This window comes from Candidatus Acidianus copahuensis, from assembly GCF_000632495.1.
Lineage (GTDB): Archaea > Thermoproteota > Thermoprotei_A > Sulfolobales > Sulfolobaceae > Acidianus > Acidianus copahuensis.
Map to the genome: position 1 here is coordinate 367004 of NZ_JFZT01000039.1, position 20811 is coordinate 387814.

General features: G+C 38.5%; 17 protein-coding genes and 1 CRISPR repeat array. Of the genes, 6 read left to right on the forward strand and 11 right to left on the reverse strand.

Features of this window, described 5'->3' with window-relative positions; genetic code table 11:
- Positions 1 to 10: 10 nt before the first annotated feature.
- From CM19_RS06475 to CM19_RS06495, 5 genes are all read right to left on the reverse strand, one after another.
- Positions 11 to 922: a hypothetical protein gene (locus CM19_RS06475; RefSeq protein WP_048099592.1), complete on the reverse strand. Its 912-nt coding sequence runs from the start codon at positions 920 to 922 to the stop codon at positions 11 to 13.
- A gap of 8 nt (positions 923 to 930) precedes the next feature.
- Positions 931 to 2130, reverse strand: a complete 1200-nt coding sequence (locus CM19_RS06480) for a YncE family protein (RefSeq protein ID WP_048099593.1) — start codon at positions 2128 to 2130, stop codon at positions 931 to 933.
- Positions 2131 to 2206: 76 nt separating this feature from the next.
- A complete protein-coding gene (locus CM19_RS06485; RefSeq protein WP_048099594.1) occupies positions 2207 to 2539 on the reverse strand; it encodes a DsrE-related protein in 333 nt (110 codons plus the stop codon).
- Positions 2514 to 2876 carry a hypothetical protein gene (locus tag CM19_RS06490; protein WP_048099595.1) on the reverse strand — a complete coding sequence of 121 codons (363 nt, stop codon included), beginning with the start codon at positions 2874 to 2876 and terminating at the stop codon, positions 2514 to 2516. The genes CM19_RS06485 and CM19_RS06490 overlap by 26 nt, the downstream gene beginning before the upstream one ends.
- A gap of 2 nt (positions 2877 to 2878) precedes the next feature.
- A complete protein-coding gene (locus CM19_RS06495; protein WP_048099596.1) occupies positions 2879 to 3856 on the reverse strand; it encodes a sulfurtransferase TusA family protein in 978 nt (325 codons plus the stop codon).
- Positions 3857 to 3962: 106 nt separating this feature from the next.
- On the opposite strand from CM19_RS06495, the gene CM19_RS06500 reads away from it, so the two are divergent.
- Positions 3963 to 4205 (forward strand): sulfurtransferase TusA family protein, encoded by a 243-nt coding sequence (locus CM19_RS06500; RefSeq protein ID WP_048099597.1) that lies wholly within the window; start codon positions 3963 to 3965, stop codon positions 4203 to 4205.
- A gap of 313 nt (positions 4206 to 4518) precedes the next feature.
- The gene (locus CM19_RS06505; RefSeq protein WP_048099598.1) at positions 4519 to 4986 is read left to right on the forward strand and encodes a peroxiredoxin; all 468 of its coding nucleotides are present in this window, start codon (positions 4519 to 4521) and stop codon (positions 4984 to 4986) included.
- Here CM19_RS06505 and CM19_RS06510 read toward each other — a convergent pair whose 3' ends face one another.
- The 3 genes from CM19_RS06510 to CM19_RS06520 all read right to left on the reverse strand — a co-directional run bounded on the left by CM19_RS06510 (position 4987) and on the right by CM19_RS06520 (position 9110).
- The gene (locus CM19_RS06510) at positions 4987 to 6582 is read right to left on the reverse strand and encodes a thiamine pyrophosphate-requiring protein (protein ID WP_048099599.1); all 1596 of its coding nucleotides are present in this window, start codon (positions 6580 to 6582) and stop codon (positions 4987 to 4989) included.
- Complete coding sequence (locus tag CM19_RS06515) at positions 6579 to 7679, reverse strand: ArgE/DapE family deacylase (RefSeq protein WP_048099600.1); 1101 nt, start codon at positions 7677 to 7679, stop codon at positions 6579 to 6581. The genes CM19_RS06510 and CM19_RS06515 overlap by 4 nt, the downstream gene beginning before the upstream one ends.
- Before the next feature lie 78 nt (positions 7680 to 7757).
- Positions 7758 to 9110: an MFS transporter gene (locus CM19_RS06520; RefSeq protein WP_048099601.1), complete on the reverse strand. Its 1353-nt coding sequence runs from the start codon at positions 9108 to 9110 to the stop codon at positions 7758 to 7760.
- 370 nt (positions 9111 to 9480) lie between these two features.
- Here CM19_RS06520 and CM19_RS06525 point away from each other — a divergent pair, with 370 nt between their 5' ends.
- Complete coding sequence (locus tag CM19_RS06525) at positions 9481 to 10581, forward strand: aminotransferase class III-fold pyridoxal phosphate-dependent enzyme (RefSeq protein ID WP_048099602.1); 1101 nt, start codon at positions 9481 to 9483, stop codon at positions 10579 to 10581.
- Here the strand turns inward: CM19_RS06525 and CM19_RS06530 are convergent.
- Complete coding sequence (locus CM19_RS06530) at positions 10562 to 12217, reverse strand: AMP-binding protein (RefSeq protein WP_048099603.1); 1656 nt, start codon at positions 12215 to 12217, stop codon at positions 10562 to 10564. The two genes, CM19_RS06525 and CM19_RS06530, sit on opposite strands and share 20 nt — an antisense overlap.
- A 271-nt stretch (positions 12218 to 12488) precedes the next feature.
- Between CM19_RS06530 and CM19_RS06535 the strand changes: the two genes are divergently transcribed.
- From CM19_RS06535 to CM19_RS06545, 3 genes are all read left to right on the forward strand, one after another.
- The gene (locus CM19_RS06535; RefSeq protein ID WP_048099604.1) at positions 12489 to 16244 is read left to right on the forward strand and encodes a protease pro-enzyme activation domain-containing protein; all 3756 of its coding nucleotides are present in this window, start codon (positions 12489 to 12491) and stop codon (positions 16242 to 16244) included.
- Positions 16245 to 16614: 370 nt separating this feature from the next.
- A complete protein-coding gene (locus CM19_RS06540) occupies positions 16615 to 17259 on the forward strand; it encodes a hypothetical protein (RefSeq protein WP_048099605.1) in 645 nt (214 codons plus the stop codon).
- 386 nt (positions 17260 to 17645) lie between these two features.
- Complete coding sequence (locus CM19_RS06545; protein WP_048099606.1) at positions 17646 to 18275, forward strand: 2,5-diamino-6-(ribosylamino)-4(3H)-pyrimidinone 5'-phosphate reductase; 630 nt, start codon at positions 17646 to 17648, stop codon at positions 18273 to 18275.
- Here CM19_RS06545 and CM19_RS06550 read toward each other — a convergent pair.
- Both CM19_RS06550 and cas6 read right to left on the reverse strand, forming a co-directional pair.
- Positions 18259 to 19215 (reverse strand): hypothetical protein, encoded by a 957-nt coding sequence (locus tag CM19_RS06550; RefSeq protein WP_048099607.1) that lies wholly within the window; start codon positions 19213 to 19215, stop codon positions 18259 to 18261. The two genes, CM19_RS06545 and CM19_RS06550, sit on opposite strands and share 17 nt — an antisense overlap.
- A 76-nt stretch (positions 19216 to 19291) precedes the next feature.
- Positions 19292 to 20134 (reverse strand): CRISPR-associated endoribonuclease Cas6, encoded by an 843-nt coding sequence (cas6, locus tag CM19_RS06555; RefSeq protein ID WP_235185634.1) that lies wholly within the window; start codon positions 20132 to 20134, stop codon positions 19292 to 19294.
- Positions 20135 to 20184: 50 nt separating this feature from the next.
- Positions 20185 to 20798: direct repeats of the CRISPR family, unit length 25 nt; unit sequence CTTTCAATTCCTTCTAGGATGCAAC.
- Positions 20799 to 20811 lie beyond the last annotated feature (13 nt).

Here is a 20811-nt window from a genome sequence, read left to right on the forward strand (position 1 = left end):
AGAACTTACTCTACTCACCTTGTAGCACCCTATTTAACCTTTTCGAGATCAAGTAAATATAATATATTGAAATCCCTAGCATTAATCCTCCTAAGATCATTGGAGAGACCAAGTTTAATACCTGTAAGATTCCACCTGTCCATGCTCCTGCTATAAAAGTTCCATATTTCCAGGCTAATCCCTTTGTTAAAGGTAAAGTTCCTGAAGCTAAGTATAGCAAGGAATTAATAGCCGTTGGGGTTAAACAACATATTCCAGCAATAGTTCCTAGTGAAGGAACAGAGGCAGTCAAAAATCCTCCAGCTGTACTTAAGGAGTAAATCCTCATGCTCTTTGGCACAGGGAAACTGTAGATATTAGCTGATACGTAAACGAGAGAAACTAAATAATAGGAAAGTATCATGGATATTGTAAGGAAAAAGTCCACTGCGAAACCAAGCAGTATTAAAGGTAAGTTAATAACCAAATATGCAGATCCCAATGGGATTACGTTAATTCCCTCTCCCAAGTAGGTAATGGCGGTTAAGTCTAGAAAGTATTGACTAACGTTTAAGTTAGGTATTAGTAGAATTCCAGAAACTACGAGGTAAGAAATTAGGTAAGATAAAAAGTAACCGATTACTAACCATCTACCTAAGCTATCCTTAGTTACTGCCTTTATGACTGATCTTGGTCTCATTGGTCCAGTAACTAGGATAAATCTTCCCTTTTTGATTCTGAAGATTATCATACCAATGACTATTGATACTGCTATAACGATCACGACAAATATTAGAAAGGGTAAAAGAAACGTGGACCTACCAGTATCTGCTAATGGAGAATACCAAATACTATAAATTCTTGCTCCATTCACAATTATTGGAGCTATAACTGTTGCTTCAAAGAAAATGAAATAATAGAAAAAAGGGTTTAATGCCTTCATTCGATCACCTAGCAGTGGAGTCCAGTAACTGGGGGTAACATCACGTTATCAACTAGATATGTAGCCGTGCTTTGTTGCAGAGGTAATACTATAGCTGGAGCTGTAGTAAGGGGAACCTCATATGCTACGCTAAAAGTGCTTAACGAAATCAAGACTATCATACCTCCAGTTTTAACGTTTCCATGTATTACTACATATGCGTAACTCCCACCTGGAGTTAGACCTATCTCTGCTAGTCCTGGAGAGGAAGTGGAAGGTAAAGTTATCGTATTACTTACGGTGAAGGACGACGTTGATATTACTACCACTTCATTCTCGTTAGCTGCAGCCTCTAAGTAGTAGTCACCGTTAGGTGTGAAAGTTCCTCTCTGGGGGATTAACCCGCTAGGCATTTTTACCATTCCCTGGAACGTTAAGCTAGGCAATGAGTAAAAACCTATGGAATCGTTTCCAGCAAACTCAACTGCTAGCATTGTGCCCTGTACGTTAGGACTTAGCATATAAGGCTGAGATCCAGGGGATGCCGAAAGTACTTTGACAACCGATCCATTGCTTGGATTAATTTCATCAATACTATTATTAAATCTCATAGGTACTAGTAAGTAATTCCCTGATGGGCTCCATCTTATATCACATGGATAATACGTCCTACCTGTAGGTGATACAAAAGTATCAGTCCAAACAACCTGTAACGTTCTTGTATTTATTACCTCAACTATTCCGTTTGGTCCGTCTGCTATTGCTACGTATTCGCCGTTCGGAGAATACGCTACGCCTATAAAGCCTATCTTATCTCCGACGCTAAACGTCTTTACGGTTTTTTGTGTAGTAGCGTTTACCACAAATACTGTTCCATTATTTAACGGCATAAAAACTACCTTTCCTTGGGATAAACTCATGTTGTATGGCATTTCTTCCCAATAGAACACTTGGTCTGGAACGTTAGGTGAAATATTTACTACATGTTGGAAACCCAGAAAGCTATCGGTTGTCGAGAACGGATTAATCACCATAGAAATCCCCTTTTGAGTTAATACTAAGAGGTCGAAATTAGTGAAAACCTTAGATGTAGGAGAGGTCGAGATTGAGGAAGTTATAGGACTTTTTACACTCGTTGTTGATGGGGTATGTAGCATTAGGTAAGCTCCGCCGAAGCCTACAGCAATTATTACAATGAAACCAGCGAGCAAAATTAACTTATAATTCATAAAGAAAACAACGAAAATAACTTATAAAAGCTTATTGGACTTTTAAACCCTTATTGTAGTTGATTGTAAAGAAACATTATATTGTAATAATCAAGTCCACTTTATCTATTACCGCTTTATAGAAGTCAGGGAAACAACCTATTTTTGCCTCGTCTATAAGTTTTCCTGCCAAGTCCCTCATATAAGTACACTGATCGCACGCCTGCAAATATATTTGCTTCTCTTTAGATAATTTTCCAAGCCTTTCCGCTAGCGGATTTCCCTTGATTAGTAAGTATACGTTATTATCTATAAAGAACATTCCAACAACTTCAACTCCATGTCTTCCTTCCTCTATTTGAGGTACTATCATCTGTCCAAGTATGTAGTTTCCTAGGGAGGATTCAACTAAGTAAGCTACTCTTTTCAAGGATCTTCACCAACTCCTGAGCAGTTTGCTGAGATAACTCATTTACTTGGAATCCCCTTATCTCCTTAAGGAGATCAACAGCGTTATTTGTCTTAAGCCTTCTATCCTTGAATGCCTCGCATAAAGCCTCTAACGTTATTATAACCAGTGGACACTCGTTTGATGTATACGCCAATTCCAAGGGAGGTTTATAGTATATAGAAAAATGCCTCCCTTGTACTTCTGCATCTCCTAGCTTTTTATAATCTTTAGGAGGTTTACTTTGTCTAAACAGTCTCCTCATTAGGAAATCCGATGCGTAAACTCTTTTTATATTACAACCACAAGAATCAATCATAACTAAATTGAGTATTTGTCTATAATAAGTTTTGATGTTTTTAGATAATATACATTAAATGTTCCTTCTTCCTCAGAGAGATCGTTAACTGCATCATCGTCAAACAGTTTGGTATTTCCTCTTTCAAGTCTAGCTGCTAGCAGCTTTCCGTCGTTTTCTATTGCAGTGAGGAGCCACCCTCTACCTTGCGAAGCAGCAACAATAAGTGTTAATCCTGGATAATTCAAAATTTCTGGGGAAAAGTTCTGCATTGTTTTTTGTTTCTCTATCTTATCGAAGTAAACGTAAAGTCTAGCTAAAGATCCTTCGTTTCTTATGAGGTTTTTTATATCTTCCAAGGAGAAGTTGTTCTCCTTCCATTCCATCCTACTAAGGTAAATAATAAAAGACGCGTAATCTCCCTTATTGCGAACCTCATATCTACAGTTAAAAACTTTAGCAACCTCAGGAAGAGTGTAAAATATTGCTGCAGGGTGATCTGTTAGAACCTCTATAACGTCGTAAGGAGACGACTTAAGTATAGCCTTTTTTGTCTCTATCTCGGGTATAGGGCAAGTTGTACCTCTTAGATCCAATGTCTTAGAAATTCTAGGACTTAGAGCGTTCATTAGGAGGACGCTCCCTGAACTGGAATTTGTTTGCGCATGCAAATACTTTGAGTACTCTTCTAGGTTTTTTGTAATTTTACCTAAAATTATTCTAGAGGCAAAGCTAGCTATCCCCTCGTAATCAAGTTCTGCTGTTATCTTTCCCTTAATATTGCTAAACGTAACTGTTATTGAGAATTTCCCATTTTCTTCCAATATTTTTACTGAGTCCTTTGTAGTCCAGGCAAATACCCAATAATCCTTCCCTAACCACCTAAACCTAGCGACGTAGCCGTAGTCTAACGCTTTTAAATCTTTAAGTAGATAGAATTTCCAGCTTTTTCTGAGATCCAGTAGAGGTTCATAACTATCATTGTAAATATTAGCCTTCATAGAGTAACCTTAGAAGCCAAATTTATAAGCTTTTTTTCTTTTATTAAAAATTTTGTTAAAGAACAGTTAACCCTAAAAATATAAAGGTTAATTAGAAATTAAACTCATGAGAGTAGAGTTAAACTTGGTAGGGTTATGCTGTGCTGTTCCCCAACTTTTAGCATATTCTAAGATTAAAAAATTGAAAGAAGGAGATGTTCTAGAAATCGTAGTTGAAAAAGGAAGTTCGCAGGAGAGGGATATAGTTAATTTAATTGAATACTTTAAACTAGATGTAACAAGGAGAGAGAACGGAGATGAAGTTAGGTACACTCTTAAAATTGATAAAGCGATCTTATCTAACAATTGAAGTTCATATCACATTTAATATTTATTATCTTATTTTGTTGAAAGTAATCTTTAGATTCTATAATATTAGGATATCCTTTACAAAGGAGATCGAAGTATCTTATTCAATATTAATCATCATTTAGTGAATCTATTACAATTAATTTTATAAATAGTTAATTTCATAGAATACGAAGAAATTTACGTAATCTTAATCGCGGAATTTACTCAATTCATGAGCTTTTAATTAGACCTCAATTCGATCTTAAAGAGATAAAAGTAGGTTTAAAATTTTTTGAAACATTATTTAAATTCTTTTCCCCAAGATGTAAACTATGGTTGAAATAAATCAAAAAGCACCTGATGTAGAACTCGTGGATACAGATTTAAAGAAAGTTAAAATCTCGGATTTTAGAGGAAAGGTAGTAGTAATCGCATTTTATCCTGGAGCTTTTACATCAGTCTGCACAAAGGAGATGTGCACTTTTAGGGATTCCATGTCTAAATTTAACGAGATTAACGCTACGGTTGTTGGCATTAGCGTAGATCCTCCGTTTAGCAACAAGGCTTTTAAAGATCAGAACAAGTTAAATTTCACAATACTCAGCGACTATAATAGGGAAGCAGTTAAGCAATTTGGCATACCGATGGAATTTCCTTTTCTACCAGGTTACGTTACAGCTAAGAGATCTGTTTTCGTTCTAGACAAGGAAGGCAAAATAAGGTATAAGTGGGTATCAGACGATCCTGGAAAGGAACCAAACTATAAGGAAATAGAAGAAGTTGTTAGAAATTTGTCTTAACTACCTAGTTTTTTCTACTATAACTTGAACTACAGCTATTTTTCCCTTCTTAACCTCTTGAATTCCCTCAGTTAAGGCAAGTTCAATCTCGTCTATACTTTCCACTAGTCTAAAGTAACCGTTGAAAGCTTTTACAGTTCCGCCTATGTCGTATCTCTTAAAGTCTGCGCCAGGAAATACCTTTTTCGCCTTGGCTAATCCTTCAGGGTAAACCTCTTCCACTGCCTCTGCTGTAGCTAACCATCCACCGTTATCGTATATTACCACAAGAGAAGGAATTTGAGCGTAGTAGAACGCTTCTGGAACTCCAAATATGAACGAGCCATCCCCAACAGTGGTTATGACGTCCTTTCCCGTGGCCATCTTATATCCTATTGTTGAACCTAAAGCCCATCCTAAGTGGCCTTCTGAGAGATCTCCATAATATTCGTCAAAACTCAATTTACAATATTTAGGATTAAGAGGATATTCATCGATTATAGTAGCGTTGATCTTCTCCCTTATTTTACCTATATAATATGAGAGAACCTTGGGATGGATCTTCCTCTCTAGTTTCAGAGACTGGATTTCTTCCTCCCTTTTCTTATCTTGAAGACTCTTTTCTTCTAGAATTTTTGCTTTTCTTTCTTCGTTTTTAATGTCAAGTTGGTCGAAGAAAGCAGAAGGAGTAGACTGAATGCAAAGATCGCACGGAAATCCGTAAAATGGTATATAGGAGTACGAAGGTTCAACGTCTACCTTAATTACTTTTCCTTCAACCTTTTCCCTCTTTGGGATCCAAGGCACTTCTACTTCAACTGCAATCAAGAGATCCGAATCACTAACACTCCTTGAAATTGCCATTGGTCCATCAGTTGGGTAGTTTACCGTTTCCCCCACGTAGTTTATTACTGGAATACCTGACGAATCAGCGAACCGTTTTAAAGAGTTAAACCACTCCTTTCTTCTTCCAGCTCTCCACGTAATTATCACAGGGTTCTCAGCCTCCTCTATCAACCTCTTAGCTTTTTCTACACTTTCTCTTGTAGGTCCAGGTTCAAAGCTCGCTGCATTTACTTTTCTTTCCTTTGCTTCAGCTATGCTTACTTCTCTGGGAATCTCAACGTAAACTGGGCCTTTCGGTTCACTTGTGGCTATTTGTATTGCTCTAGAAACAACCTCTGGTATTTGATTTGGGTCCCTGACCTCAAAATCCCACTTCACCCACTGCCTTAATATTCCACCTTGATCTTTTGCCTCTTGAGTCCAGTGAATCCTTAAGTTTCTACTGGCCACACTTCCGGATTCTGTGTAAGGAGACCTCCCAGCGATCACGATTAGTGGAATCCTTGAAGTATAAGCGTTAATTATTATGCCTAGGGCATTAGCTGTCCCAGGAACTGTGTGAACTGCAACAGTACCTATCTTACCTCCTAGAGAATAGCCCAGAGCTGCGGACGCAGCAGTTATCTCGTGAGGTATGACCTCAAACTCGGGGAGAGAGGGATCCTCGACCTTTTGTTCTATGAACGCTGCGTAATCTGTTCCAGAAACCATAAATATCCTATCAATTCCCCTTTCCTTCAAGAGTTTTAAGAAGAGCCTCGTCGCGTTCATTTTAACACCTCAAAAAAACTCTTTAAGTTTTTGTACGCCAATTCCAAATCGCTTACATAAACGTATTCGTTTGTGGAATGAAGCAAGTTAAGTTCTCCAGGTCCGTAAGCAATAGTTTCTATTCCCCTTTCTCTGAAATGTCTTCCATCAGTTGCGTAAGTTGATATGAGAGGAACCTTCTCTTTCATAAATTTCTTAACGTATTCTCCCTGAGAGAACGAGGGTTCAGCTAAATCAATTAGATCTAAATTTCCCTTAATTTTTTTCTTAGCCTCTTCTAGAATAGATTTTGTTAGTAAGCCTGGAGGAACTCTGATGTCAATCTCAGCCTCAGCCGTATCGGGTACTACATTTACCTTTAATCCTCCCTTTATTGTTCCTACATTAACAGTTACTCTTTTTACATCCTTATATAGGTTCTCATTAACTTCCTTAACTCCTTCCATAGCTTCCTTTAGTGCGTTCTCGGGTTCAACATCCCTTTCCAGACTTCTTAAGGATATCAAGTCGTCTATTAGCTTATTTATAGCGTTCTCGCCGAATGTGGGGGTGCTTGCGTGTGCAGTTTTTCCTTTAGTTGATATCCTAAACTGTAAGATTCCCTTTTCTCCTACCATGATCTTGTCATGGCCAGTTGGTTCACCTATAATTACGAACTTAGGAGAAAAAATCTTTGAGATCTCTAAGCTACTTTTCCCTCCAATTTCCTCATCTGGAACTGCAGTAAATAAAACTGGATAATCTAGCGATTCAGAAATCTCAACAAATGTCTTCATTAAGACAGCTAATCCTCCCTTCATATCAGTTGACCCTCTGCCATATATTTTGCCATCTATTTCTAATCCTCTAAAGGGGTCAACTTTCCATGAAGTAGTTTCTCCAGCAGGAACGACATCAAAATGTCCGTTCAACATTATCCCCCCATCTTTTCCTGAGATAACTGTAGGCCAACCTTTTACGAATTCCTGAATCCTTGCCTGGAACCCATTATCGGTTAGATAGTCTCTTATAAAACCTGCACAATCAAAAAGTTCCTCTCCGGGAGGATTAATTGTCTTGAATTGTATGAGCTTACTCGTTAACTCCTTAAGCTCCATAACTAAAAAGTAATAAGAAACTTATTAAGATTTCCTATAAAATGTTAAATAGAAGAAGGTAAAATAGAGGAAAAAATTTCACCCCTTGTTGACTTCTTCCACTGGGGTCGATTCCGTCAATTTAGTTCCTACAGTTTCCGGTCCTAGGAATTGTCCTATTCCTACAAGAATAGCACCTATGATTAGAAGTACAGCGGTAGAGAACCAAATGTTAGTTGGAGTATCTATTGATTTGAATAGATAGTTATGCATGAGAGGTACGTAAATGCTGAACCATCCTCCCAAGAATATACCTGAAGAGTAACCAAATCCTACTCCTGAGGCTCTCATTGACGCTTTAAACCTCTCAGAAAGATAGACTGGAATTATTCCCCAAGGTCCTTGCGTTATTATACCTATAACTATTGATGCTATAAGAGCTAATGGTATACTGTTGATTGTAGCTCCACGAATTAAAAGATAGTAAATCGGAATAGCGATTATCGCAGTTGCTAAAGCCCAAATTAGAGTTAACTTCCTCCTACCTACGTATTGGGATATAGCTCCAAAGATAACCGCACCGGCAAAAGCAGCATAAGTGCCATATACGTAAATTGAGTCAGCTGTTCCAAGGCTGAATACTGACGGGCTATGCTCCAGGATTGTTGGGACAAACGCGAAAAGCGAATATGCAAAGAAGAACATCCCAGTCATGTAAACCATTACCTGAAGGAAGTCTCTTCTATACGGCTTACGAAAGAGGTCTAAGAAAGGACTTTTTCTAATTATTCTCTTTTCCCTAACGTCATCGAAAATAGGGGTTTCCTTCATAGTCAGTCTAATTATAAGGGCGAGGACGGCTATAACTAGCACAGTGAGAAATAGATACCTCCAGGCAAAATCCTCTAACCCGCTAACGCCGTATATTGCTATAAATGCTCCTTCCACTGCTGCAGCTATTGCTGCACCAAAAGAAAATCCTCCTTGGATAATTCCGCTTATTAATCCTCTCCACTTTAGTGGAGTCCATTCCATCGCAAAAGGATGTCCGGCAGCATACTCTCCACCAGCAAATATACCAACTGAAATTCTTATTATTACAAATAAAATAAAAGATAGTATCCCAACTTGTGCATACGTAGGTAAAGCTGAAGTTAAAGCACCCGATATACCTAAGCCTAGAATCGTAATTATTAGATCGTTTTTTCTCCCTATCTTATCTCCTAAATTACCAAATATTGCAGATCCAACTGGTCTAAATATTATTGTTAAGGAGTAGGCTAAAATTACAGAAAACGCTGCTAAAAGAGGTGTTTGAGGAGGTAATAAAACATTGGCTATTACTGGAGCTATTGAAAGAATCATAGTAAGGTCATATGAGTCTAACATAAAACCTATAAACTGTGAGACAACAGCTTTACCTGTATCCCTTGTAAACCCTTTTGGCTCCATACAGAATTAATTAAGTTGTTCAGTTTTAAAAATTTTTTTTGATCTCTATAGGGTTTGATGAGAGAAACTGTTTCAGATACTCAGTTATTCCGTGCAGGGAGGGGTCACCTTAGATCCTGTGGAGTTGACCCCTCTACCTAAACAAGTGGATCAAGACAATTAGCTCAATCTGAGAAATAGGAAAAAGATTATCAACAACCATTTTTTCCAAGTAGCTAAAAATTGCCATCCATCATTTTGAAAATAATAGCATTTATATACACATAAAAAACTTATTTCTGATTTAAAATAGGAAAAAGTTTCATGTCCTCCGTTAAGATAAATAAGATAAGTATATTATTCCCCCACTCGATAAATATATTGTGAGTGAATGAGTTCGTCTCGACAACAGCCCAGCTCTTTCTATGAAGAAAGACTGGGGAATTCTGCCCAGATCACGTACCCTGTTCTAATAAGGTCTGGAAAAGGAAGTAGAGTAGTAGACGTTGAAGGAAAGGAATACATAGATTTTAACATGGTGCAAGGAGACATAATTGCCGGTTTTGGTAATAGCGAGATTGTAGACTCTCTTGGTCTCGCTAGTTCCGTGAGAAGGAGGGAAGTTGAAGAATTAATAAGGAACATATATGGCTTGAAGGAAGTTAAAATATCCCACAGCGATCCCATAAAACGCTTGGTAGAAGCGCTTACACTTGGAAGGAAAAAGATTCTGTCATTTGAAGGTCACTTCCATAGACACTTCTTTAGAAACGTAGTTTACGCTACTTGGAACGATATAGATTCCTTTAAGCGATTATCTGAGGGAGTTGCTGTGGTAATTCTTGAACCGGTTCCAATGAATATGGGTATAGTACCACCAGACCATGATTTCCTTAGAGAAGTTGTTGAAACATCTAAGGAAAAAGGTATAACTGTAATATTCGATGAGACAAAAACTTCTACTAAAACCTATGGAGGAGCCTTAAGATCACTAGGAATAAAACCGGACATGGTTATCTTCGGTCCATCTTTAGCCAATGGGATGTCCTTATATGCCGTTGGCGGAGATCACGATATCCTTAAGGTAATTAACTTCAAAGTCGATAAATTTCCGGCGGTAATGGCAAAGGCTGTCCTTACTAATGTAGTAACTGAGGAAAACATAAATAAATCTATAGAACTTAACAGGGATTTGACCAAGGCTTATGAAGAGCTAATCCTTGATTATGGAATAAACGCTAATATCTCCTCATGGGGTATTAGTTCCTCTTTATTCTTTGGAAGTAGACCAAGAAACTATAGAGACTTTCTGAAGGTATCGGCGTCCAAGTTTAGACTTTACGCAGAAATGATGCTTGAAAGAGGGATAATTCCATCCTCCGATTATGACGGAGAATGGACTGTTTCAGTTGCACACTCTAGAGAGGACATCTCTATTCACATAGAAGTTGCTAAGGAAGTGTTAAAGTTGCTTAAGAAGAGGTTATCTTAGCCTTTATTTCAGATAAAACCTCTGGATCTTCTAGGATTGTCTTATCTATTTCCCTTCCTGACATTAAATCCTTAAGAGCCCTCCTGACAATCTTCCCGCTTCTAGACTTTGGAAGCCTTTCAACGTTATACACTTTATCTATGACGTAAATCTGACCTAACTTCTTTCTTACCTCTCCTTTAATGTCTACCGCTGGATCCCCGACATAAAATATTACAATTTTCTCTCCTTTGACTTCATCAGGAATACCAATTGCAGCTACTTCCACTACTCCAGGTATTGAGGAGATTAGTGCCTCTATCTCGCCACTAGTGAGACGATGGCCTGCAACCTTTATCATGTCGTCAGATCTACCCACGATTTTGACGTAGTTGTGTTCGATAATCGCTATATCCCCGGTATTGTGTCCACCTAGGGAGAAGTACTCTTCGTATTTTCTCGGATTGTTATTAACTCCTAGGAATTGAGTTGGGAACGGTGTCTTAACTAATAGAATACCTGGAGAGGAAGGTTTACCTTGTTCGTCAACAGTCTCTAGAACAACTCCAGGGAATGGTACGCCCGCAAAACCTTTCTTTGGTTCAACTCCTAAGGCAAATGGAGTGCCAACTATGTATCCAGCTTCAGTTTGACCATAAACGTCCGTAACATTATCCGCAAAACTCTCGGCGAACTTCCAAGCTTCCTCGTTCATTATTTCTCCTGCTGTTGCTACGTATTCTATCCTTCTTGGTTTTACGTCTAATTTCGCTAAGAGACGAATAAGCGTTGGGGACGTAAAGAACACCTTTGGGTTTACATCGTCCACTATTCTAGGTATTCTATCCCTAGGAAAGTCTGGGGCTCCTTCCATGAAAGCTAGTGTTCCGCCGTGGATCAGAGTGCCATACATTATCCTGGAGAACGTTATCCATCCAACATCGGCTGTGGTGAATACGACGTCACCCTCCCTTAGAGAGAACATTATGTCAAATACGTTATAGTCCCCAACCATCCACGAACCATGAGGCAAGACAATGCCCTTTGGCCTTCCCGTAGTTCCAGAAGTATACATGATCTTAAGTGGTTCGTTACTCTCTGGGTAATAATATGGTAAATTAAGGTCACTGGGTTCCAGTCCCCTAGGTAAATTAATACCTCCTAAATCGAACAGCTTAATCTCCTTTCCTCTCCTGCTAGACTTTTCGGTTGAGATAATTATCTTAGGATTCAGATCGGCAAGTCTAGACGAGATAGCCTCTTCTCCCAAACCCGCAAATAGTAGCGTGTAAACCGAACCGATCTTCGCACAGGCAAGAATAGACGCTATAGCTTCAGGGATATTTGGCATGTATATTGCTACTCGATCCCCTTCCTTTACCCCCTTACTTTTTAGGGTTGAGGCAATGGAATCTACAATTCCCCTTAATTCAGCGTAAGTTATCTCTCTCTTTGCTCCGCCTTCACCAAACCAGATTAAGGCTTTACCTTCATGGGATAACGAGTTTTCAGCTATATTAGCCCTCCCGTTTACGAACCATTTTCTTCCTAAGAGAGTATTGCTCCACTTTTCTCTCCACTTTAGCTTGTTTGCGAAGTAATCCCAATAAGAGGAGGGATCTTCTATTGCTTTTTGGTAAGCTAAAGAGTAGTCCATGCAAACATTACTTTACTTGGATTAAAAACTATCTTATTCACACCTAAAACTGGGTAAACTCATCATTGTGTTCGCATTTCTATCTTAATTTTTCCTGTATAAAAAAAAGATTAATTTAATTAACGTCATAATTAGCTTGAAAACACCTTGATAACGATAAAGCATTGTATATTAACGATTATAAACTAGTCAAAACTCTACATCAATGAAAGGTTAACGGGAGAAAAAGACTAGCGATAAAACTTTTATATACACTTTTTATCTAACAATCATGTATAATTTAAATTTAAAAATTCTATCGCTAGCAATCTTGATTATTTTATGTATTCCAGTAAGCTATAGTTCAACCGAAATAACTTCATCCGCCAACAGCCCACCAGTACTTCTGAAAGGTTTTCATTACCTAGGTCCACTTAGCTCATCAACTGATGTTACGATAACCGTTTTCGTAACACCTAAGGACGTAAGTGAGATCTTCTATTATGCGCTATCTACTTCAGACCCGTATTCTCCACTATATCATCATTTTCTGACTAAGAGTGAAGTGAAAAGAATGTTTTATCCCGTTAAAAGATTTGATGAGATTGAGAGTTTCCTTATCGATCACGGGTTTAAAATCGACCTGAAAGCACTAGATTCAATTATAGTCGTTCAGGGAACTGCAGGGCAAGCAGAGAAGTACCTTGGACTGCACTTTTCAGTTTACGGAAATGGCACATTAACGTATTATACTTCCTATGGTACTTCAAGCGTTTCAGCCTACGTCTTTTCATCTAACTACACCTCAATTTTTCTATCTAAACCTAATTTCCTCATCACTCATTCTCTTACAGAGGAAATGCAATCCTCTAGAAACATTACTGAACCTATAGAAGGATATCCGCCTACAGTAATGCAGAGGGTTTACAACGCAACATCACTTTACTTAAAAGGGATTGATGGAAACAACTACACCATAGGTATTCTAGATTTTGAGGGAGATCCCCTAATATCTGAACAACTTAACTACTTCGACAGGGTCTACAATCTTCCTAATTCAAACCTCACTATCATCCCCGTAGGTTCATATGAGCCGAATTGTGGGATAATATCTGGTTGGGCAGATGAGATTAGTCTGGACGTAGAAATCTCTCACGTAATGGCTCCTAGGGCGAACATCGATCTTTACGTAGCAAATCCTAGCTTGAGCCTTCCAGCTATCGTAGCGTTCATAGATCAACAGGACAGAGTTGACGTCCTGTCTCAAAGCTTTGGTTTTCCCGAGTCTTCAATTCTAGAGGATCCATCCTCAATTTATAGCCTTATAATGATGACTGATATGTATTACGCGCTAGGGTCTTCTGAGGGAATTTCCTTTTTAGCTAGCAGTGGAGATGGAGGAGGTTCGGGTTATAGTTATGGTCCCCTAGGAGGAGTGGTTTATCCAGCTTCTTCTCCTTTTGTCACTGCGGTTGGAGGAACTACTACGTATGTGGATTTTCCTAACGGTTCCTATCAGACTGCATGGTCTAGTTATGGATTTATCCCTCTCAGAGTCAATGACGGTGGTTCCACTGGAGGAATTAGTGTAATTGAGCCGAAACCTTGGTATCAAATAGGAATGCATACTCCTCCTACTTTTCCCAATGGAAGGACTACGCCAGATATATCGGCAAACTCAAATATATACCCAGCCATATATGTTATCCTTCCAGGTAATGAAAGTCAAATCATAGGAGGGACTAGCGAGGCATCTCCGCTAGTTGCCGGTTCTATTGTTCTCTTAGATCAGTATATCGGGCATAGGCTAGGTCTTCTAAACCCTATAATTTACTCTATCGCTGAGAATTTATCCATATATGGAAAGGCAATAACCCCAATAGACTTCGGCTATAATATACCATGGAAAGCAAAGTACGGATACAATTACGTAACTGGGTGGGGGACGCTAAACTTAGGTTACCTTGCACATTACCTCAATATAACTAACAATAAATTGCTTCCAACAGCCCTTGTAACTTTAGAGAACTCTAGCACGGAATCTGAAGTGTTTTACCCAGGTCAGACGATGAACATAATCTCAAACATTAGTTGGAATGGGAAGGAAGTAACGCAGGGGAACTTCACGGCAATAGTTGAGACGTGGGAGGGCAATATTACCTCAGTACACTTGAAGTACAACGGAACGCTGTGGACCGGAAAAGTTAAGATACCTAATGCTTCTGGAATAGCCTTTGTAATGGTTTTGGATGGAAAAGTTATAGGTATGAGTGAAGCATTTCTAGGCTATTTAGTAAAATTTATACCACCATTTAAAATAATTATTCTAGGCGATCCAACAGTAAACGCAATGGTATATACCATCTACGGAAAACCAGTTAACGTTACTTATACCTTTAACGCTTCTATATTCTCCTATAACATTGTAAACAACACGTACACCAAGGTTGGGGAAGCAAACTTCTCCATTATTCCCAACACTTACTATGGTTTAGGTATAGTCGGCTACTCCAGTAAGGTAAAATTACCTGTTGGAGTGTATATGTTGAGGGCTTCCTCACAGTTCTTTGGTTACACATTTGGGATTAATGGAGATCTCCAGCAAGGACTATGGATAGTCCTTTCACACATAGCCTCAATGCCAGGTGTAGTCGCTCCTGGACAAAGCATATATGTAGATGGAGTCCCCACTAATTTCGGGGCTAACATAACTGCAGAGTTAGTAAATCAAAGAGGGCAGATTATAAGCGAAACTGCAATTCCCCCAATTCCTGTAATAGAGGGAGGGCTGCAATTTCTCACATGGCAAAACTTTCTTGATGTACCTAATTTAACTCCTCCCGGTTACTATTACGTTATTATAAACTCTACTGTCCCTAACGGTGATAACTGGTCTCAGGTTGGACTCTTCTATGGGGAAATTTACGTATCTCCATCCATTTCTGAAGTTCATTACTTGATAAATAAGCTAGCCTATGAAGGGTCTACTATCAAGATATACGCAAACATAACTGCTGAATCAGGTAAGGAGGTTAAATACGGTATATTTACTGCAATGGTATACCCGGAGATCTATAAGGAGGAAGAGACGACGATTCAGCTAAATAACGAATTTGATGTTCCACTTTATTTTAATTCAACTCTAGGATTATGGGAAGGCAACCTCACTTTACCTTCAGATCTCTCCTCTGGTAACTTGTCCTACTACAATAACCCATATGCCTCGGGACCTTTTGGCATCGTAATCTTCGGTAATGCGTATAACGGATATCCAACGGAAAACACCTATAACTATCAGGATGTATTTTATGTATTACCTTACCTTCAGGTTAAAGGAGAAGTGATACAGAGCATACAACCTTTCAACCTTTACCTAACAAATGACATTATTAACATGAGTGGAGAAATATCTAATTCCGTTCTTGATAACGTAACAATAGAAAGGGGAATAACGCTAGACTATGTTAACGCCTCAAACGTTACGGTGATTGACGAGAACTTAACTGTTATATCTTCAACTTTAAGTGGGTTAAGAGTTATTAATGGTTCTATAACGTTAATAAATAGCCGTGTGCAAAACGTTACCCTTAACGGTTCTACAATAACTACAATAAACTCTAACGTTACAGGGATCAAACCACATGTTCCTATAATCAGTATAATTTCTCCTAAAGCCTTATCAAACTTAACTGGAATAGTTCACATAAAAGTATATGTAAATGGAAGCGATATACGCGCCGTGAAAGTATACATAGACGGGAAACTGATAAAGACGTTCAATGAGGGAGGAGGACTAGAAGTAGAGATCAACACTACCCAATATCCTGATGGAACGTACACAATTTACGTGAAAGCAATACAGCAAGATAAAATTAGCTCTACATCGTCAATAGAGGTAAACTTCGAGAATAGTATTTCAAAATTACAACATTCAATTTCGGATGAGAAGGACAAACTAAAGAATTTATTCATTCTTGAGTATGTAATTATAGCTTTGATAATAGCGATAGCTTCACTGTTAATTTTCACGATCAAGAAAAAGGGATGAACAGTTTATAACAACTTTCAATTGGTTTTTAAGGCATAATTTACCTTTGTCGTAACCTTCCAGTGATTTTACCTTTGAATAAAATAGGTCTTTTTTTTTAAAAAAATCCTTTAGCTCGTCTCCACAACTGGGCCTTGCTAACAGAAGAAGGTTAAGTATTCATTTTTAAGGCGAGGTTTTCAAATAATTGATCGTTATGATGGGCTCAGAACGTGGTGAAGCCTAAGGGTTCACGAACATGACAATTACTGTCCATAAAGCCCAAACCCCCAATCAAGTTCACAGTTGGAGAAAGCGCTGTAATGTGGAACAAAACGTTTCCACTCTCACATTGATCTTCATTTATTACATAGGAAAACAACGCAATACCATGTCAAATCCACAACCGGATAGGAACAAAAAATTCCTCATCATAGCTCTTGCAGTAGCGTTGATAGCTTTAGGTATAGGAGGATTCTTACTTTTACATAGGAGTACAAGTAATTTAACTCCCTCCACTCACAGCTCTTCTAGTGATTCCTTACCTCAGACGTTCAGTGTTTTGTATGGAGGAGATTGGGCAATCAACGACAACTACAGTGGCATTATCACAGTTAACAACAACGGAACGGTAAGTTTGTCAATATTGAACGGTACAAAGGAAGTCGAAAATTCATCGTCTACGTTTCCTGCAGGTACGCAAATCAAAGAATACGTCATAACGTCTTTGACCGATAGATCTGAAAACGCTACTGTAGTGGCATTTAACTTTACAAACTCCTCGTTTGCCTCTGGTTTCTTTCAATACTACTTTTACGTTATAAACGAGACGGCTCACGCTTATCATGTCGCTTATCAAAACCTGAGCTATAGCGGATACTCTGGCGCCGTAACTAGTCCAGTAATAAATAACGTTACTGTTAGTCTAGGGGTAGCGCACTCGGGTGAGAGCGTAGTGATAGTTGAGGTGTCAGGTAACGAACTGAGCGTAAACAAATACGAGTTAATTCTGCAAGACGTAATTAACACTTTTTAAATTAGAGAACAGCTTAAATTAGAGAACAGCTTTTTGTCATGACCCCTCGTCATATTGTAGAACCGCAGTATACCATATAAGAATTTATGAGGAAACGTCAATTCACCTCTCGTCTGGAGGGTATTCTTAGCGTGATCACTAGAAAAACTGAAAGATTCTTGTTCTTTCCAAGCGTATAGAGAATTTTATAATAAAAACTCATTAAACTTCAATTAATAATCTAAATAAGAACCCCTTCAGAAGGCAAAACTTTACCTTCGTAGGTTAACTTAACATCTTACTTTTTCCTAACAAGTATTCATTGAAAAAAATTGTTGATAAACGTCATCTCCTTCTCGTGTAAATAGTTAATATTTTTTTAAAAAGCCTAATTTAAATATACCCTGATGAGACCTTACATTATTATTTTCTCTACAATAACAATTGACGGAAAACTCGCCTCCGTAGATCACTTTAGTGAACTTAGTTGTCCATACGATAAGGAAAGGCAACACATACTTAGAAGCGAGGTAGATGCAATCCTTGTTGGGGGAAACACTGTTAGGTTAGATAATCCCTCATTAACTTCTAGGAGATCTCCAGTTAGGAAAGACCCAGTTAGAGTAGTGATCAGTAAAGACCTAAACCTTAACCCTTCTTTCAAGATCTTTCAAACGCCTCCCCCAACAATCGTTTACAGTGAAAATCCAAATCCCCTTATTAAAAAAGAGGTCGAAGAAAAGGGAGTTAAGGTAAGAGTGATAAACCCCTTAACTATGAAATCCTTAACTGAGGACCTTTATGCCCTAGGGGTTAGAAGACTAATGGTTGAGGGAGGAGGTAAAACAATATGGAGTCTTATCAGGGAGGACTGCTTTGACGAGATAAGGGTTACAATTTCGCCAAGAATCTTTGGTTCTGGCGTAAGCCTAGCGCAGGGTGAAGGATTTCCAGGCAAGATCTCACCTTTACTAAAACTTAAGGCAGTCGAGGAGTGTCAATGCGGGCAAGAGGTTCACCTCATTTACGTTCGTTAACGTAACCCATTTTTACGGCTAGTTTTGTGCCCTTATAATATCCGTAAATCCCAAAGATTATGACAGTTATGATCACTAGGAAGAAACCTATACCTAAAGAGTGAAGGTTATGGACTTTAATTGGAGTTATAATGTTATATGCTAAAACTTGAGGAAAAGCTAGAACTCCTAATCCTCCCAATATGAAGGCCAACCCTCCATACTCCAGGATTGTAATAGTTATGGTCTTCCCTACTAAAGCTATCCCCTTCATGGTCAAGTGCTTTCTAGTCTCCATAAATTTCCCAAAAAACGTTCCGAACAATACCTGAGCAGTCAGAGTGCCGATACCAAACAGAAATCCAGGTACCCAGCCTAAGTACACGTTTGGCATAGTTGGAGCTAGGACTGTGTAAATTATTAATGCAAATGCTCCAAATCCAAAACCAGCTACAAATCCGTGAATTAACGCTAACTTTACTGGGACAGGTTTAGTTAGATCCTTTTCGTTAATGCCAGATGGATTTATCTTATGGGAAAGCTCCTCCTCTTGTAATGCACTGCCCTTCTTATGCACACCGGTCATTACTCCAAGCTTTCTCTCTAGCGCGTGAACGTGAAAATAAGTCCCAGTCCTTATCATGTAGATTGCAGCCAAAAACATAGCTAAACCAACTATTATGTAGGTTATTCCAAAGGCTGCAGTTGTCATAAATATCCCAGCCAGTGCCAAGTAAGCTAGCTCAGAGAGAATTGAGCGCTGTAAAGTAAAACCTGAGGAAAATATTAGCCCCGTCTTCGCACCTCCTTTTCCACTAAACGTTCCAACAGAATAAGAGAAAGTTATTGGCCACGTGTGTTCGTCAGGAGTTACTCCGTGAAGAATTCCAAGTAAATATGAGATCACAAGCGCACTAAGAAAGTCTACGTTTTGTGGATTCCATAAATTAATTACAACCATTTTATCACCTATCTACTATTTTATACTTATTATTCTCATATTTAAATTTAGGGCAACCCCAAATGAAAGGGTTAAATTACGTTTGCTGCGCTTCGCTATTAGATTTCTCCTTTCGTCCCTGATCTGCTGATCTAACCCTGATTTCGCCAAAGCCTATGGCCCTTGATTTACCTACACCGACGAAGTTAGCGTATGATAAGAGGGTCAGGATGTTGTTTCTTAACTTGGAGTTCCTCTTAGCCTCAAGCGAAAAGAGACACCAACCCGTGAATCCTCTAACAAAACCCTTATCGTATTTTACGGTAATGGGGAAAAGCCTGTAATCAACTTCCTTTAGGTAATAGAGCGTTCTAAGACCTAAAACGTTTGTTATTTTTCTTTCCATATTCTTATTCCAATGAGATACAATGGATGACATTAAGAGGGGTACATAAGGGAAAATGACGTATCTGTTCTTTTTCCTTTTAAAGGAAGGACGGGGAGGCTGGAGAAGGGTAGGAGTGAGAAAATCTATTCTAATTAGCCTATCGTCGGGAATAAGTGCAGTAATCCTCTCCTCATCGTATATTTCCATCTTCTCTAGCTCAACTGAAAATTTTTCATTATAAATCTCAAATGAAAAGGAAGGGTTAGAGATTGCCTCTTGCATGAAGTCGTTATCAAGTGAGGTTACGTTAAATGTGTACTTTTCATTGGCGCGAAGAGTTACAAATCTCCCCTTCCTAGAATAAAGTGGTTTGCCTTCCTTCTTTATTGCGGTCACACGAAAAGGTTTTCCCTCTTCAGGATTTTCAATATGCTTTGAATAGGTTTGAGAGAATGAGAGAAGGGCAGTCCGTGAAAATTTTGATGAAAAAGGCTGGACAATTACTTCATGAGAAGGAACAAAGGAATAGGTAATGATAATCAATGTCATCATTAAAAAATACACAATATATATATTTTATGTTTATTGGCTCTAAAGTCTTTCTTTCAATTCCTTTTAGGATGCAACTTTCTTAATGCGGGAATGGGTTCCCGCTATATATATGGGCTTTCAATTCCTTTTAGGATGCAACTGCAAAATATTGCACTAATAGAGAAAAAGAAATAGTGTGCTTTCAATTCCTTCTAGGATGCAACAGGGTATGGCACAAAGAGTGGAATATGAACACGATAAATATCTTTCAATTCCTTCTAGGATGCAACGGGGCATGTTCAGTCAAAAAATTAAGGAGATGAAAAAACTTTCAATTCCTTCTAGGATGCAACATATAGCACACCAGTAACACTGATTACGTCACCAAGCTTTCAATTCCTTCTAGGATGCAACCGAAATACGCTAAAAAGTATGCAGATATAGAGTTCTACCTCTTTCAATTCCTTCTAGGATGCAACTTAGTTTAAGTCAACCCACAACCACGCAAAAAGTTATAGTCTTTCAATTCCTTCTAGGATGCAACAAAAGAAAAGACCTCAAGATAATTGAGGGAGAAAGAGGAAAACGAAACAAACTTTCAATTCCTTCTAGGATGCAACGGGCCAATATACTTAATACTCTTGCAAAAATAGTCTCTGACTTTCAATTCCTTCTAGGATGCAACTCCTCTTCCAATT